The sequence below is a fragment of the Pseudoalteromonas sp. B131b genome, from assembly GCF_037162545.1.
GTDB lineage: Bacteria > Pseudomonadota > Gammaproteobacteria > Enterobacterales > Alteromonadaceae > Pseudoalteromonas > Pseudoalteromonas fuliginea.
Window position 1 is genome coordinate 3,803,318 of the sequence record NZ_JARLUZ010000001.1, and the last position, 17,960, is coordinate 3,821,277.

Annotated in this window: 8 protein-coding genes and 1 pseudogene; 5 read left to right on the plus strand and 4 right to left on the minus strand. The window is 38.2% G+C overall.

All coding sequences use genetic code 11. The features are described 5' to 3' along the window. Positions 1-223 precede the first annotated feature (223 nt). Positions 224-6,502, minus strand: coding sequence for a M4 family metallopeptidase (locus P4S65_RS17440; protein ID WP_337120674.1), 6,279 nt, complete (start codon positions 6,500-6,502; stop codon positions 224-226). A 475-nt stretch (positions 6,503-6,977) separates the two neighbouring features. On the opposite strand from P4S65_RS17440, the gene P4S65_RS17445 reads away from it, so the two are divergent. The 5 genes from P4S65_RS17445 (at position 6,978) to P4S65_RS17465 (ending at position 13,633) form a co-directional block, all read left to right on the plus strand. Then, the gene (locus P4S65_RS17445) at positions 6,978-8,660 is read left to right on the plus strand and encodes a chloride channel protein (RefSeq protein ID WP_007376117.1); all 1,683 of its coding nucleotides are present in this window, start codon (positions 6,978-6,980) and stop codon (positions 8,658-8,660) included. A 15-nt stretch (positions 8,661-8,675) separates the two neighbouring features. Continuing rightward, positions 8,676-9,110: a CopD family protein gene (locus tag P4S65_RS17450; RefSeq protein ID WP_007376116.1), complete on the plus strand. Its 435-nt coding sequence runs from the start codon at positions 8,676-8,678 to the stop codon at positions 9,108-9,110. 168 nt (positions 9,111-9,278) lie between these two features. Next, positions 9,279-10,295, plus strand: coding sequence for an aspartate carbamoyltransferase (locus P4S65_RS17455; protein WP_007376115.1), 1,017 nt, complete (start codon positions 9,279-9,281; stop codon positions 10,293-10,295). 33 nt (positions 10,296-10,328) lie between these two features. After that, entirely contained in the window at positions 10,329-11,609 is a 1,281-nt protein-coding gene (hemL, locus tag P4S65_RS17460; protein ID WP_008133947.1) for a glutamate-1-semialdehyde 2,1-aminomutase, read from the plus strand. A 179-nt stretch (positions 11,610-11,788) separates the two neighbouring features. Further along, positions 11,789-13,633 carry a methyl-accepting chemotaxis protein gene (locus P4S65_RS17465; protein WP_337120675.1) on the plus strand — a complete coding sequence of 615 codons (1,845 nt, stop codon included), beginning with the start codon at positions 11,789-11,791 and terminating at the stop codon, positions 13,631-13,633. A gap of 62 nt (positions 13,634-13,695) precedes the next feature. On the opposite strand, the pseudogene mrcB reads toward P4S65_RS17465, so the two are convergent. The 3 genes and pseudogenes from mrcB to P4S65_RS17480 all read right to left on the minus strand — a co-directional run bounded on the left by mrcB (position 13,696) and on the right by P4S65_RS17480 (position 17,764). Next, positions 13,696-16,037, minus strand: a pseudogene (gene mrcB, locus P4S65_RS17470) (penicillin-binding protein 1B). A 149-nt stretch (positions 16,038-16,186) separates the two neighbouring features. Continuing rightward, positions 16,187-17,416, minus strand: coding sequence for an ammonium transporter (locus P4S65_RS17475; RefSeq protein ID WP_033015526.1), 1,230 nt, complete (start codon positions 17,414-17,416; stop codon positions 16,187-16,189). Between the two features lie 9 nt (positions 17,417-17,425). Next, the gene (locus P4S65_RS17480; protein WP_004587162.1) at positions 17,426-17,764 is read right to left on the minus strand and encodes a P-II family nitrogen regulator; all 339 of its coding nucleotides are present in this window, start codon (positions 17,762-17,764) and stop codon (positions 17,426-17,428) included. Positions 17,765-17,960: the final 196 nt, after the last annotated feature.

Sequence of the window (17,960 nt, forward strand, 5' to 3'; positions counted from 1 at the left end):
GTTCAATTTACGAACAATTTAATTACAACTTAAAACTTCTGCTAATCAATACAGCTTAGAAAGGGCTGCACATATTTGATATTTATGCGTCATGATCTCCTATTTATGGAAATAACCACACTACATATGTTCTACTCAGCCTAAAAATTAAACATACTGCTAAAAAGTCGATCATAACAGCTGCTATGATCGACTCCGTATTTTCAATGCTAATGCCTGTGTGCTACTTATTGAAATAGTATGATCTTTTATAAGCTATAAACATACCTAGCAAGATAAGTAGCATCGCTAATGAACCGCCACCACTACCGCTATCTGAATTAGCTTTTGTTGGAGTGATGATAGCTTTTACATTAACTTCCACCAGCTGTTCAGCTTGATCTTCACCATCAGAAACAATAAGTTTAAACACCAAAGTAGTATCTTGAGCTACGTCTGGTGCTGTAAAGTTAAGCGTATTTGTAGTTACCGAGTCTAGTTGAGTAAGGGCTCCCTGAACTTGCACCCATGAGTAGCTTAAGTCGCTAGACTCTTTGTCTGTAGCTTCAGCGATAATAACAACGTTATCACCTTCATTTACAGAATATGTACTCGCGAGTGTAATCTCTGGCAATTGGTTGATATGTAAAAACTTAACATTGTGCGTATACGTAAACTCTTCATAGCCATCATCAATAATAAGTGTAATTACACTATCAACACTTTGCGTTAATTCACCTACCGTAAGTGTCGCTATATCGAGTTCCGGTGTATTAATTGTCACGGCTTCGTTTGCAACAGACCAACTGTAGCTAAGTATATCTCCGTCAGGGTCAATTGTGCTTGATGCATCTAAATTAAACGTTTCGAGTTCATTCATTTGATCCGGTAATTCAAGCGCTAAAACAGGTGCCTGATTCAAACTTTCTTGTGCAAGTTTTGCAACTAATTCCACAAATCCATTCTTTTGACCATCTAAATCAAATTCGCCACCATCAAGTACTTCAAAAGCTGTGCATTGCGAGCATATTTCTTGATAAACATTCCCTGTTAACTTAGGCACCGTTTTCCAACCAGAGATTGAAAGTAACCTAACTTGTAAATCCGAGCTCAATAACGCGTTATCTAACTGTGGTAGAGCAATTTCAACATAATCGGCTTCATTTGCTAATTTTACGTTTAGATTAACTAAGTCACTTTTAGCTTGAAAATGTGGCTCAAAAATATCTAAATCAGATAAGTGATTTTCAAGTTGTTGCTCATCAATTGTCAAACTATGGATAACATCACTGTTGCTCAAACGAGCAATAGTGCCAACACGAATTGAATTGAACTCATTGACGCTATGGAGTACTTTACCCGATTCTAAAATACCGATATTCATTATTGATGAATTATCTAAATAATCAGGGATCCCATCTCTGTCAGCGTCACTCATACCCTCTTCTATATCGGGAATACCATCACCATCAGTATCTATTAGTGGATCATTAAATACTACTTCATCAATAACAGGGATTGTTTGTGTAGTTGTCGCAACAACATCATCGTTTATCGTCGCTGAAAATGACAACTCAAATACATCCGAGCTAATACTTTTTGAATCAAAAGTCATTTCCCAACTCGTATCACTCAGCCTATAAAAATCTAAGTCACTGCCAGTGTTTTCGTTCAGCTGCGCGTATTCAGGTGTAGTCCCCATTAACTTTACAACCACTGAAGTAGGCGAGTTACTTCGCTCTATCGATGTTACTACTTTATTATTTTGTTTATAAAGTAAAGAAATATAAGGCTCAATCAACTCATCATGAAATAAAATTTTGCTTTGAGCTTTGTCGGTAACAAAAACGCTATAATTAGGCTCAAGCTCTAGCTGGGTTGAATTACCAATGAAGCTAGGATCTAGTTCAACTTCAATAGAGCCAGATTCATCTATACTAAATGATTTATAATTATTACCTGCTCGTAACTGAAAGCGAGCATAGCCTGTGGGGTTTTCGCCTGATATGTAAAGTTTAACAACTATTTTATGAATCGAATCAGAAAGCGTAAATGGTTGAATCGCGATCTCTGGGTATATTTGCACATTCACAACCCCGGATGCTTTATTTCCAGCTCCATCTTCAGCCGTAACAGCAACGTTAACTAAACCAGTACGAAAAACAAAATCATTATCTATTGTTACTGAACTCAGACCAGATACATTCTCACGAATGACATAACCGTTTAGTAGCTCATTTTTAATTCCATCAATTGTATTACCATAAAAATGAAGTGTACTATTTGCTTCAAAAGTCGGTGCAACGGTGTCAACAATGAAGACGGTTTGCACAGCTTGAGTTTCATTCCCAGCCCTATCACGCGCAATCCATGTAACTTGATGTTCACCTACATCAAACCTGCTTCCATTCGAAATGTAAACCTCTGGCGTAAAATAGCCATTGTCCACTACATCGGGTCTATAGAGATCAAGCAAATATGTGTATTCACGTTCAGCCTCAATCGTAACAGCGGATAAATCTGTAAAAGTAGGAGCTTGGTTCTCACCCTGAGTAGGGTCTGTTGGGGCACTATCTTCATTATCAATAACACCATCGCTGTCTGTGTCATTTGATTGAGGGTTTGTATTTAACTCAAACTCGATTAAATTAGTTAAGCCGTCGTAATCGTTATCATTGGATGCATCATAGCTATCAAGTACATTTAAACCATGCTCAAACTCCCAGTAATCGGGAATGCCATCATTATCGGTGTCTAGCGTCGGATCAACTTCAGAAATCCATTGCAATTGGTCTACAGCTAAAGCGAATTGTATATCGTGGTTTGGAATAAATGAGACTTTAATTATATTGAAACCGGCATTAATCGGAATTAGAAGTCTTGATTCATTAGTGAATAAATCGAGCTTATTACCATTGACAATAACTGCAAAGACGCCAGAGTAAGAGTAAGAATAATCTAAATTCAAATAGCCTTGTTCAAACACACCAGCGAGTGCAAACCCAACTTGCTCACCTTGTTTTACGTCTATGATTGAAATGCTTTGAGCGCCGTCAGTAAACCAATTTTGATAAGCACTCCACTCCTTTTGACTATTCGCAAGGGGTGTTAAATAACTTGGTAATGAATTACCTTCAAAACTTTCACTTAAATTAGAGAATGTCGAAGGAATTGATTGTGAACTATCTGCTCGACTTTGTGCATAAAACTCTTGGTAATTTGAGTAACCATCATTATCGGTGTCGAGTAATGCATCCGTTGAATCTAGAGGTAATAATCCATTATCTACTTCGTAACCATCACTTAGCTCATCGTTATCTGTATCACCAAGATTAGGGTTTGTGCCTAATTCATACTCTTGCAAAGCACTTAAACCATCGTTATCTAAATCTAATTGCGCATCAGTACTGTCAAGGCGATCTAAAGCATATTTGACCTCCCAAACATCGGGTAACAGATCACCGTCTGAATCACGCATATCATCTAATGGTAAATATACAAAATTATCAATCCATACAGTATCCTGACCATAACTAGCAGAGCCGTCTTTACTATATTTGAAGCTAATATTTTGAACCCCCTCTTCAATCTCTAACAGCAGTGGGCCTTCTTTTAAAGAGGAATCTGATGCAAATATTCGTTGTTCATTTACATACACATGTAAATTATCACAGCAACTTTCAGATTCTATTTTAAAATCAAACAGTAAGTAACCCGACTTAAATAACCCCGTCACATCAAATTGGCTAATTTCATTATCAGATAATACTCCTGACCGAATACTTTGCGCACCATCAGTCGCAAAAGTTGTATCAATATACCATGGTGAATTACTCTGTTCATTATCCACTAGCCATGATGGTAGTTCGCTGCCTTCAAATGAATCCGTAATATCTAAATGCAAAGGGAAAGAGCTTATATCTTGTGGGTTTGTACCACTTATAAATTCGATTAAATTACTAAAACCATCGCCATCGTGATCGCTCGTCGCATCACTAGGATCTGTTAGAGATAAACCGTTGTAAAACTCCCAACCGTCCGGCATTTTATCGCCATCAGTATCTGCGTTATTCGGTAAGCCTTGGTTTTCAAATTCCTGTAAATTTGACAGCCCGTCTTCATCATTATCGAGTAATGCATCACTTGAGTCATTAATATTTAAACCGTGTTGCAATTCCCAATAATCAGCGATACCGTCTGCGTCAATGTCAGAAAACTCGTCGCCAATATAAATATTATCTATAAATACGGCATCTGAATCAGTTGATACGGACATATCTTTACTGTAAACAAAAGTTAACTTATTCAAACCAGCAGAAATTGGATGAGTAAATGTTTCCCATTGCAGTGAAACACCTGATTTATTTAAAACCAATTCATCGTTAATATAAACAGTGAAAAAATCAAAGTTTTCTTCTGAATTAATGTTGTAGTTAAAGTTTAAAAATTTGTCACTATCAATAAGTACTGAATATTCAACACTCGTTTGCTGGGAGTCGCCTATATCATTATTAGTTAATACAAAACTATTGGTCTCAACATCCTGCACTACTAACCAAGGAGTACTAGGTACAGATGAAATAAAGTTTTCTGGTACAAGTCCGCCATCAAAATTTATCGTGGTAGTGGATGGAACATCTGGTGTTGAGCTAGCATCAGATGGGTCAGAACCGGCTAAATATTCAATCAGGTTGCTTATTCCATCCCCATCTAAATCTAGTTGGCTATCACTCCCATCTAACGGATTAAGCTGATATGTAAGCTCCCAGTTGTCAGGCATCGTATCTAAATCTGAATCTGAACTTATAGGATTAGTATTGTGTTCATTTAATTCAGCAAAATCAGTTAACGTATCCCCATCGGAATCTTCGTTGTTAGGAAGAGTATTTGCATTGTATTCTTCCAAATTAGTTAGACCATCATTATCTAAATCAAGATCTGCATCACCTGCTGAGCTGGGGTCTAAATTGTAAACACGCTCCCAGTTATCATCCATTCCATCTAAATCACTATCGATGAACTGAATGTTATTACAGATAACACCAACAGCATTAAATGCATTAACAACATCACCTGCATTGTAGCGAAGGTCTATTGCTGTATTTATTGCACCACATGCGGCATCAATATAATCCGATGAAGAAATCCAATAGTTTTGATTGGCTTTAAGCATAATTTCAAATGCTTTTTTTGGATCCCAACCTTCACTTGTCGCTAGTAAGAAAAAAGCACGATTAAATACGCCACTACTAAAGTGCACATCCATTCCGTAGTAAAAATCATTAGCATGATCAATAGAGACACCATCATTAGAAGGTGTTTCAAAGTAACGTAAAGCAGTCGCTTGTTTCGTTATATCTGCGCCAGATAACCAATCAGTTTCACCTCGTACAAAAAACTCAGCTGTTTCTCCTGCCATATCAGAAAATGACTCATTAATACCACCCGACTGATCAAAATACATCAAGTCTGAATTTTGATTTGTGAAACCATGGCTTACTTCATGAGAAACAATATCTAATGACACTAAAGGGTGAAATCGATCTGCCCCATCGCCAAATGTCATCGCATAGCCATTCCAAGTGGCATTTTCCCAGCCATTATCTTGATGAACACGCATTAACAATTTAAATGTTAATGGGGCCGTGTTATACCATTGCTCATACATATCAAAAACAGCGGTACCAAACGCGTGCGCATCATTCAAAGGAGAATATGCACCATTTATTTCTTTATGAGTATTTCTATCACAAAGGAACGAAAATGCATCGACAGGTTCTTGGCCTGACTCCATTGTCACCGTCTTTACTTTGTCGTTTTCTAAAAAGCATGTTGTGCCATTTTGAGTAACTTCTAGCGCAGGGAAATCTGTCCCATATTCATACTGGCCAGTCTTCGTATTACCACCAGGTCCTGAAGCTTGCGCTTGTTGAATATTATTCCATACTTTAATTAGAGAATAATCTGACTCATCAATTAACGCTGCTGGTTGGCTCTCCAATGACTGATCATTAACAAGCAATTCTATAAGTCGAACATAGCGCGCTTTACCATTATTTATGTAGATGTAACGATCATTACTCGTGATATCAAAACGCGAAGCTATATTTAGTTTTGACTTTGCTAATATTGCTTTAGCAGCATCTTCAGGCTTGAACTGATTATTTATTGTTTTTTTAAGCTGTTCATCGCTGATGTTCTTAGCAAAAAAACCACTGATATGGTTTGTTTTATTTTGTACACTAATTTGCTGCCCCCAAATAGGAACCCCAGCGTAATACTGTTGCATCTTTTTAGATTTTTTAGAGCCATTAATCCCTTTAGATAACATACTGCTATTTTTTGATATTTCAGAGAAATAAACTGGATTTATATTTTTTGAATTGCTTGTAGATGAATTATTAAGAAGTGCCGTCAATTCCACTTTATTTACAGGTGTAATTCTTTCAACAACAGCGCTATGGGCTACCATCGAGTTAAAAACACATAACGCAGTAATCCCTGCAGTTAGTCCTTTATACATAAATTTCCTATGCTTAACGCATTATAATTAGTTGTTAATACCTTATATTAACAAAAGTAAACCATTTAAAAAATAAAAACGACTCATTTTAAGTTTATAAATAGTATCAACGAACACCACCATAAATATTAAAACTAATTTAACCTGAGTACTGTTCAAGTGACACACTAAAAAATTGAATTATATAATATTTTAATTTATTTTCCCTAGCCAGAGACTTTCATTGCGAGTAGATTCTACGCAGTCAGTGCTAAAAGTAACCGCTTGAGATAGATTTATTATCCAAAGTGCAGGTTAATTTACATGTCAAAATATTTTTTCAGGCAAATTTTTGAAGGAAATAAAGTTAATTTAGTAGCAACTTCCTTATCAGTTATGTGAATCTATTTATGTTATTAATTTTACAAAATCACAAGGACTTAGTGGTTAGCATTTGCTAAACTGCTCGCTGAAAAATATGACGAGGAAATAATGCATGTGGCTTGAGCAACTCAGGCGTCGGCTGGCAAAACCTAAAACATCTGTACAATTATGCTTATTAGGCGTAGTTGCCGGATTGATTGCTGCATTTTTTATTATTTTATTTCGTTTAACTATTTTATTTTTCCAAAGCTTATTTTTAGAAACCCCTGACGACTTTACTACCCTACCCACTCTTGAACGTGTTTTAATGCCGCTAATAGCCGCACTATTAATTGCGTGTTTTGCTGCGTTTACTGGCTTTAAACATTACCGTTTAGGCATTCCTTTTGTTATTCACCGTATTAAGCGCCATTACGGACAAATGCCTCTTTATAATACGGTAAATCAGTTTGTTGGTGGTGCATTAGCACTTATAAGTGGTTTTTCGGTCGGCCGCGAAGGCCCTTCTGTTCATATGGGCGCCACTGGTGCAAGCATTTTAGCCGACAAGCTCCACTTACCTCATAACGCGATGCGTACATTAACGGGTTGTGGTGTTGCAGCTGGGATTGCTGCTTCATTTAATACCCCACTGGCAGCCGTTATCTTCGTAATGGAAGTAGTACTTAGGGAATATAAAGTACATATATTTGTGCCCATTATGCTTGCTGCGGTTACCGGTGCACTCGCTACTCAATTTGTTTTTGGTGAAGGCTCTGAACTTGCTCTTATTACAATAGCGCCACTTAGCGGTTGGCACTACCCATATTTAATATTGTGCGGCATGGCACTCGGTGCAATTGCATTTAGCTTTAATCAAAATTTAATGTTAATTATTAAAACATTTAAGCCTTTGAGTATGTTCCCTCGCCTATTGATTGCAGGCTGTATTGCCAGTTTAATTGCATACGCAGTACCACAAGCAATGGGGTCAGGTATGAGTGCAATTACCATTGCGGTAGAATCCCCTGAGAACGTAAAATTACTTACCACCATTTTAATTGCCAAATTACTTGCCACTTTATTTGCGATTGGTTTGGGTATTCCTGGTGGGTTAATTGGCCCAGTGATCGGACTTGGCGTATTAATTGGTACTCTTATGGCCTTTTGCGCACAATTTATTAGTCCTGGAACTGATATAGCAGGTACTTATGGGGTTTTAGGAATGGCGGGATTAATGGCTGCAACGTTGCATGCCCCATTAGCTGCTTTAACAACCGTTATGGAGCTAACATCATCGCCTGAGATTATTGTGCCTGCCATGCTTGTTATAACGACAGCCTATGTAACTGCATTACAATTTTTTGGAAATCGCTCCATATTTTTACAGCAATTAGATTTTCAGGGACTTCCCTATCATGTATCTCCAGCCACAGAAGCGCTACAAAAAGTAGGGATAATGGATGACATGGACGAAAATTTCAAATTGCTATATTCAGATGATAAAGAGCAAATAAAAAATACCCTTGATGCTATGGATAGCCAAACACCACTTATTGTATTTGATGAGGAGAATGGCTACAGGCTTGCTGAATACGATTTAAGTCTAATGTCTGATCAGGCCATCAATTTAAACTACATTAGCCTGCAGGGAATTAGTAGCCAAGCAACACTAGCCGATGCATTCGATATGTTAAAAGACAAAAGAAGTGGCGCACTGTACGTTTACAACCTTTTAGATAATCAACAAATTATGGGGCTTTTACGTTGGGACCAAATTCATCATATTTTGACCATTCGTAACAGCTTACTTTAAACAATAAGGATTATTATGAGCGCATTATTGATTTATAAAACACTCCACATATTTTTTATGATTGCGTGGTTTGCCGGTATTTTTTACTTACCTCGATTATTTGTATATCACGCCATGAGCGAAGAAAAGTCGTGTAACTCTATGCTTAAAGTTATGGAGCGCAGACTACTTTATTTTGTCACCCCATTTGCTGTTTTAACGGCTGTATTTGGAGTACTAACCATTGTTGAGTATGGTCGTGATTGGTTTAGATACAGCATGTGGCTACATTACAAACTTGTACTCGTTATTATTTTGTATATATACCACGGCTACTGTTTTAAATTATTGAGCGACTTTAAGCATGACCGAAATACTAAAACGGATCGTTTTTACCGAATTTTTAACGAGCTACCTGTTATTGCGCTACTCATAATTGTGGCATTAGCAGTAATAAAGCCTAGCTTGTGAAAACCTCTGGCTAGAGATGAATAAATTTAAATATTATTTATCAATGCATTAGTGAGCAACCCAACCAAAGTTCAGGTTAAGTCACATTTTAATTTTGTTTTAATACGCGCGATTGCGTGCCCCATTTTTTGGATTATCGCGCCCTTTTGAAAAACTAGGAATAACCCCATGTTAAGTTTCCAAGGTGAAAATATACTGTCTGTTAGTCAACTAGACAGGGACTGTATTGAACGCATTTTTGCAGTTGCTAAAAAAATGGAGCCTTATGCTAAAAAACAAAAACGTACCAACGTACTTGAAGGTGCTATTTTAGCTAACTTGTTTTTTGAGCCAAGCACACGAACACGTGTAAGCTTTGGTACAGCCTTTAACTTACTCGGTGGTTTAGTTCGTGAAACAACCGGTATGCAAAGCTCAGCCCTTGCAAAAGGGGAATCACTTTACGATACCGCACGTGTTATTTCAGCTTATGCTGATGCTGTCGCTATGCGTCACCCAGATTCAGGTTCGGTCAGTGAGTTTGCTACGGGCTGTAGCGTACCAGTAATTAATGGTGGCGATGGCCCAAATGAGCACCCCACTCAAGCCTTACTTGACTTACTCACTATTGAACGTGAACTCAGCCGTTTTGATCAAAACATTGATGGTATGCATATAGCCTTAGTGGGCGATTTAAAATATGGTCGCACCGTACACTCGCTTTCAAAACTATTGTGCCATTATAAAAATGTAAAATTTTCGATGGTTGCTCCCGATGGCTTACAAATGCCTGACTACATCTTAGACGCAGTAGATAACGCGGGTCACAAAATTGAATTGGTAGACAAGATGGAAGGCAATTTAGCGGCCGACATCGTTTATCAAACACGTATTCAAGAAGAACGCTTTCCTTCACAAGAAGAAGCAAATAAATACCGAGGTGGATTTAGAATTAGCCAATCAATTTACAGTGCACACTGTAAACCTAACTCTGTTCTTATGCATCCACTTCCGCGTGACAGTCGTATTGAAGCCAACGAGCTCGATAATGACTTAAACGCTAACGACAATTTAGCTATATTTCGCCAAGTACAAAATGGTGTATTAATTCGTATGGCACTGTTTGCTTTAACACTCGGCGTAGAAAACAAAGTTGAGAAGTATGAAGTAGACGTACCTTGGTTTAGCCGCAAACGCGATAGCTAAGCCCCTTTTAAGTGACAATTTATAGGATTTTTCATGACAATTAGCCAAGACTTATTTGAACGCGCTCAAGCCTCTATTCCAGGTGGCGTAAATTCGCCAGTTCGTGCTTTTAATGGTGTAGGCGGTACGCCGCTATTTATTACAAAAGCAGAAGGTGCGTTTACATTTGACGCTGATGGTAATCGTTACATTGATTACGTTGGCTCTTGGGGGCCAATGATTATGGGGCATAACCACCCTGCGATTAAACAAGCCGTTCACGAAGCAGTAGAAAACGGCCTCAGTTATGGCGCGCCAACTGAAGCCGAAATTTTAATGGCTGAAAAAGTAAAAGAGCTAGTCCCATCAATCGAAAAAGTGCGTATGGTCAGCTCAGGTACTGAAGCAACTATGAGTGCAATTCGTTTGGCACGTGGTTTTACGGGTCGCGATAAAATATTAAAGTTTGAAGGGTGTTACCACGGCCATGCAGATTCGTTATTAGTTAAAGCAGGCTCTGGTGCACTAACAATGGGCGTACCGAACTCTCCAGGTATTCCAGAAGACTTTGCAAAGCATACGCTTACGGTATCGTTTAATAACTTAGATGAAGTAAAGGCTATTTTTGCAAAATACGCAGACGAAATTGCTTGTATTATTGTAGAGCCAGTAGCCGGTAACATGAACTGCATACCACCTGTGCCAGGCTTTTTAGAAGGTTTACGCGATGTGTGTGACGAATATAAATCAGTACTTATTTTTGATGAAGTAATGACGGGTTTTCGAGTGGCACTTGGCGGCGCACAAGCTTATTACAACATTAAACCAGATCTTACATGTCTAGGTAAAGTTATTGGCGGCGGCATGCCTGTTGGCGCGTTTGGTGGTAAAACCGAAATAATGGATTACATTGCACCTGTTGGCCCTGTATATCAAGCGGGCACTCTTTCTGGTAACCCTATCGCAATGGCTGCTGGTTTAAAATCACTGGAGCTATTAAGTGAGCCAGGCCTGCACGATAAGCTAGAAGCAATTTCAAAAGCAATTTGTGAAGGATTTGAAGCAGGCGCTAAAAAAGCAGGTATTGCGTTAACGACTAATTACGCAGGCGGGATGTATGGATTCTTTTTTACCGATGCGGAAAAAGTAACAACCTACAAACAAGCAACTGAATGTGACTTAGAGCGTTTTAAACGTTTTTTCCACCTTATGCTTGAAGAAGGTGTTTACTTAGCACCATCTGCGTTTGAGGCCGGTTTTGTATGTGCTGCACACTCTGTTCAGGAAGTAAAAGAGACCATCGCAGCTGCCGAACGCTCATTTGCCAAACTGTAACTTAAAAATTACTTTTGTATTAATTAAACGCCTGTTTTTAATACGTATAATTAATATAAATGATTAAAAAAAGCCCAAAAGGGCTTTTTTTATTTGTAAAGTAATTTAAATGAATGATAATTAACCTTAACAAGGTCTAGTTAGCATTAATTCCCTATTCAATAATACAAGAGAGTCTTATGTCAGGATTACGACAATTCACAGCACCTGCCACCAGGCTAATGGCTAATTTAAAGTACAAAACAAAAATTAGCCTTACATTTGGTATATTGTTAGTTCCTCTTGCTATTAGTTTGTTTTTTCTAGTGTCGCTATTAAGTGATAGCATTAACGTATCTAAAATGCAGCAGCAAGGCTTAAAAGGTTATCAAGCCATACTTAATAATCAAATGCTTGGAACAAGCAGTAAAAATATAAAAGTTGCTCGCGAACTAGGCTTCACAATAAAAGATGGTCAAGCTGATGATGTGCTAGAACTTGTTTCAATTGAGTCTAATTTAGCACTTGATAGCCAACTTGCCAGTGCTTATGTAAATCGCGCATTAGTCACCCCGATCCCTGCACTTATAATGCAAATAAATTTAACGACCGAAAGCGCAAATACAGTACTAACCAGTAACAGATTTACACCCGATACATTTATTGCTCTCTCCAATCTTAGTAAGTCATTGCCTCTGTATGAAAAGCAATTAGAAAAAACTTTAACCGTAGCAACTGCAGCAGACAAATCAGTTAGTAAAATACTTACCCCTGCTCTACAGCAACTACAAGAAACTGTGTATGCATTCAAAAATGCGATAGACAAAAAGTTACTTGAGCCAGATGATATAGAACTAAGTAAAAGTAAATTTGAACAGCTAACAAATGATGTTAATAACAGTATCAGTACATTGATAAATAAGAGTATTCCAACTCTAGAATCTTTAGTTGAAAATAAACTGAAAACGCAACAATGGACACGTAACATTGTATTAGCTGCTTCAGTTTGTAGCTTAATTTTTGCCTTTTATTTAATGGTCGGCTTCTACTTTGCTGTGGTTGATACTATAAACCGCTTCGCTGAAGCCGCAAATAAAGCTGCTAATGGGGATTTAAAAGCAATTCTTCACTCAACTGGTAGTGATGAAATGAGTATTATTGCTTCGAGATATAATGCTTTGTTAAATGCATTCTCGCATTTATTGTCAGATGTAAAGGCAAGTACGGTAGAACTGTGTGATGCCACAAAATCACTATCGCATGCAAGTAGCCAAACAAGTGACGATGTTACTAAACAACAAACACGTGTAAATGCTATCCATAATGCTTTAAGTGATATGGCACAAACTGCACATACTGTTGAAGAGTCAGCTCACCAAGCGACACTGACAGCTCAAGATGCCGCTTCACATGTAAAACAAGGCTCAGACAATACAATGGAGCTGGCTAAATATATGCAAGACTTGCAAATTGAATTTGCAGAAAGCCAGCAAGCACTCGACAGATTAGCGCAAGATAGCCAAGAAATAAGTAAAGTAAGTAAAGGGATTAGTGAAATCGCCGATCAAACTAATTTATTAGCCCTTAATGCCGCTATTGAAGCAGCTAGAGCTGGTGAACATGGTCGAGGATTTGCTGTTGTAGCTGATGAAGTAAGAACCTTAGCGCAGCGCACACAAACACAAACCCAAGAAATTCATCAAATTATTAGCTCATTGCAACAAGCTTCTGACGACACACAACAGAAAATGCGTTCAAGTGTTGAGAAGATGGAACAATCAGTAAAAGCAGCCAACCAAACCAACGAAGTATTGCAAAGTGCAGAACAAAGCATGGGTGATATTAAACATCAGGGCGAAGTTATTGCAGAACGAGTTAAACAGCAATCAAATGCTACAACACAAGCATTAAATGACTCGCAAGCGGTCAGTAACTTAGCGGATCAAACCTTGATCTCGGCACAATCAACACTTCAGGATGCCCAGCAGTTAAGCCGTTTATCTAATGACCTAACTAAGTCTATGAGCTTTTTAAATCATAATTAATTGACTTTAATTCACAACAAAGCCGCTAAATAAGCGGCTTTGTTGTTTAAGGTAGTCTTAGATTAACGAATGCATTGTGGTCTTGGCTCAAACTCACTCGCTCTAAGCGGTAGCTGAATCACCTTGCCACATCCTGGTGGCGCTTGCTTACCCGTTTGCTCATTTACAAATGCCCAGCGTATTGATGGCGGACGAGTATCAGCTATTGCTTGTGGGTTAAGTGGCTTTAGGTAACGTATATAGGCTTCAAGCGCTCCCACACTGCCTGTTAACCCCGTACTTTTGTTGTCGTCTCGACCAAGCCACGCAACAGTCACTGTATTTTGATCAAAGCCTGCAAACCAGCTATCACGTAAATCATTACTGGTTCCAGTTTTACCTGCTAGTTGAATTGACGGGAAGTGTAAATTTAAGCGTTTAGCTGTGCCGTCTTTCGTTACGCGCTTCATTGCGTACTTAGTCATATACATTGCTGATTTATCAAAACGAGGCTCTGCATTTACTTTATGCTTATAAAGTACTTTACCAACCGAGTCAGTTAATGCCGAAATTGCAGTGAGCTTTTTATATTCGCCATCAGCAGCAATTGTTGTATAAAGCTGAGCGACTTCAAGACTCGACATTTCAACAGCTCCTAAAAGCAGAGACGGGTATTCGTCTATAGACCCGGTAGCACCTAACCCTTTTAATGTTTTTGCCACTTGATCAACACCTACATCAAGCCCTAAATTTACTGCAGGAATATTAATACTGTTACTAAATGCTTTGTAAAGAGGCATTGCACCACGGTATTGATGATCAAAGTTCTCAGGCTGCCACACTTTCCCTTGCTCATTTGTTACTTGCAACGGTGAATCATCAAGCAGTGTTGATAAATTATAATGTGGTAACTGAAGCGCCGTTAAATACACGGCAGGTTTTACCAGCGAGCCTATATTACGTTTTGTATCTAAAACACGATTAAACCCTGAGTAACGTACATCGCGCCCAGCAACAAGTGCCGATACACCGCCTTTTTCGACATTAACTGAAATCATGGCGGCTTCTAATTTTTCAGTTTTTGAGCGTTTTTCTAAATACGGTAAGCTCTTTTCAATAGATTCTTCCATTGCTGTTTGTTTTTGTAGATCAAAATAGGTAAACACCCTAACACCTGCATCTAGTGTTTGTTGATCTGGCAACAATTTATTTAGCTCCCTGTTTACTAACTCTAAATAGCCCGGATAGGATTTTTGCAAACTAGCTTTCATTGGTGCAATATCAATTGGACGTTTAAGTGATGCGCGATATTCTTTTGTACTAAGCAGTTTACTTTCAACCATAAGGCGAAGTACTAAATCACGGCGCTCCATTGTGCGCTCTTTGTAACGACGAGGATTGTAATAAGAAGGGCCTTTAACCATTGCCACCAGCAGAGCAATTTGATCGTACCCAAGCTCGTCTACAGGCTTTGAAAAGTAAAAGTCAGAGGCAAGCCCCATCCCATGAACACCTTGGTTGTATGACTGCCCTAAATAGACTTCATTTAAATAAGCTTCAAGAATCTGATCTTTTGAATAACGATAATCTAAAATAAGTGCAATGAATGCCTCATTTATTTTTCGCATTAAAGAACGCTCACGCGTTAGGTAAATATTTTTAGCTAACTGCTGGGTAAGTGTGCTACCTCCTTGCACTGTACGCCCAGCTCTAATATTAGTATAAAGTGCACGTAAAATAGAAAAAACAGATACACCATGGTGTTCATAAAAATTACGATCTTCAACAACGAGTAAAGTATCTTTTAACATTGCCGGAAACTTATCCAATGGCACAAATTCTCTATCTTGTTTAGAATCGTTACCAATGCGGGCTATTTGCACCGGTTCTAAGCGAGCACTATTTAAACGCCTACCAAACTTATCTTTAATAGTAGCCACTTTTTGCCCTGAAAAACGAAGTTCAATAATATGGGACTCTTCAAGGCCATCATAAAATTCAAAATCACGACGATAAATTTTGATGCTATTTGCAGTCTTAACAAACTGCCCTGTTCGACTCAGCCTATTAACTGATGAGTAATTTAAACGCTCTAGCTCAAACACTACTTCCTGACTTGATAAAAACTGCCCCGGATAAAACGCCATTGAACGAGCATAAACCTGCGCTGGTAACTGCCATTTATTACCTTCAAATATACGTGTTGTTTTTGAATCTAAATAAATTAAATACATTGCCATAGCAATGAAAACAGCCAAGCTTAATTTCCAAAACACTGACCATGTTTTTCGCATAAAAGAGCGTTTAACAGTGGATTTAACTGTTTTTTTACGCCCCTTTGAGGTGCTTTTTTTGTCGTGCTTGATGATTTTCTTGCACGTTTAGCTGCAGGTTTGCTGGTAGGTGTTTTGTTATTGTCGGCCATTTAAGTGTAATTTATTCCAAGGGTTATTCACGAGTGTGAGCTTAGCATATTGGGCATATCCTAACATCCGAAAAGTTAACCCCCCTGAAACAAAAAAAGCCCTACCGAAGTAGGGCTTTGTGTAAACACACTATTATTTAAATAAACTATTAGCTATTTCGAACAGAAACAAATTCTGGGTAGGCTTCAATACCACAATCGTGTTGATCCATACCATTTAACTCTTCTTCTTCTGTTACACGTATACCCATCGTTTTGTTAAGCACAGTCCAAACAATAAATGATGCTACAAATACAAAGGCAAGAATACACACTAGACCAATTAACTGATTAACAAAGCTTGCATCACCATTAGTTAGCGGTACTAACATAATACCTAATGCACCACACACACCGTGTACAGAGATAGCACCAACTGGATCGTCAATCTTAACTTTATCAAGTGCTATAATGCTAAACACAACTAATGAGCCACCAAGTAAACCTAGTAAACATGCCATTAATGGAGAAGGTGAAAGTGGGTCAGCAGTAATTACAACTAAACCTGCTAATGCACCGTTTAATACCATGGTTAAATCTGATTTGCCCCAAAGTATCTTACATACAAACAGTGCAGCAATAGCACCCATTGCAGCAGCTGCATTAGTATTAAGTAATATTTGACCTACCGCAGTTGCGTTTTCTTTATCCGAAAGTAGTAATTGAGAACCACCGTTAAAGCCAAACCAACCCATCCATAAAATAAATGTACCGAGTGTAGCAAGTGGTAAGTTTGAACCTGGAATTGGGTATATTTCACCGTTTTTACCATATTTGCCTTTACGAGCACCTAGGATTAATACACCAGCTAGTGCAGCAGCTGCACCTGCGCCATGTACAATTGCAGAACCTGCAAAATCTACAAAGCCCATTTCAGATAAGAAACCACCACCCCATGTCCAGTAACCTTCAACAGGGTAGATAAAGCCAGTAAGTACTACAGCAAAGCCAAGGAAAGCCCATAGCTTCATACGCTCAGCAACTGCACCCGATACAATCGACATAGCCGTTGCAACAAATACTACTTGGAAGAAAAAGTCAGATTCTAAAGAATGGTCAGCATCAGCAGCTTGTGTGCCAATTAAAGCGCCTATTGAAGGAATAAAACCACCTTCGGCATTGTCTACATACATAATGTTGTAGCCAACTAATAAAAACATCGTACATGCAATTGAATATAGCGCGACATTTTTAGTTAAAATTTCAGCTGTATTTTTAGAGCGAACTAAACCCGCTTCTAACATGGCAAAACCTGCTGCCATCCACATTACTAATATACCTGATATTAAAAAATAGAAGGTATCGAGTGAAAATTTTAGTTCTATTATTGTATTTTCCATGATTCCCCCTTAAATCGCTTCTTCGTCAAGTTCGCCAGTACGGATACGGACAATTTGATCTAGGTCGTACACAAAAATCTTACCATCACCGATTTTACCTGTTGATGCAATTTTAGTAATTGCTTCAACAACGCGTTGACAATTTTCAGTACGAGTTGCAATTTCAAGTTTGATCTTAGGAATAAAATCTACTTGGTATTCAGCTCCACGATACAATTCTGTATGACCTCGTTGACGTCCAAAACCTTTAACATCAACTACTGTCATCCCCTCAATTCCTAAATCAGCGAGTGCTTCACGCACGTCGTCTAATTTAAATGGTTTTATGATTGCACTAATCATTTTCATAGCGGCCCCCTCGGACTCTTTATTGTTATCCTGTTAGCTAATACAATCCAACCTTTGTGCCACTATTTTATAGTATTATTAAACAATAACTTAACTACAAAACCCAAAAAATACAAAAAAACGCACCATTTAGGTGCATTTTTTTAACAAGCCAGCTACATTGGTGCATTAGATGATTCTGCACCAATTAAAAGCA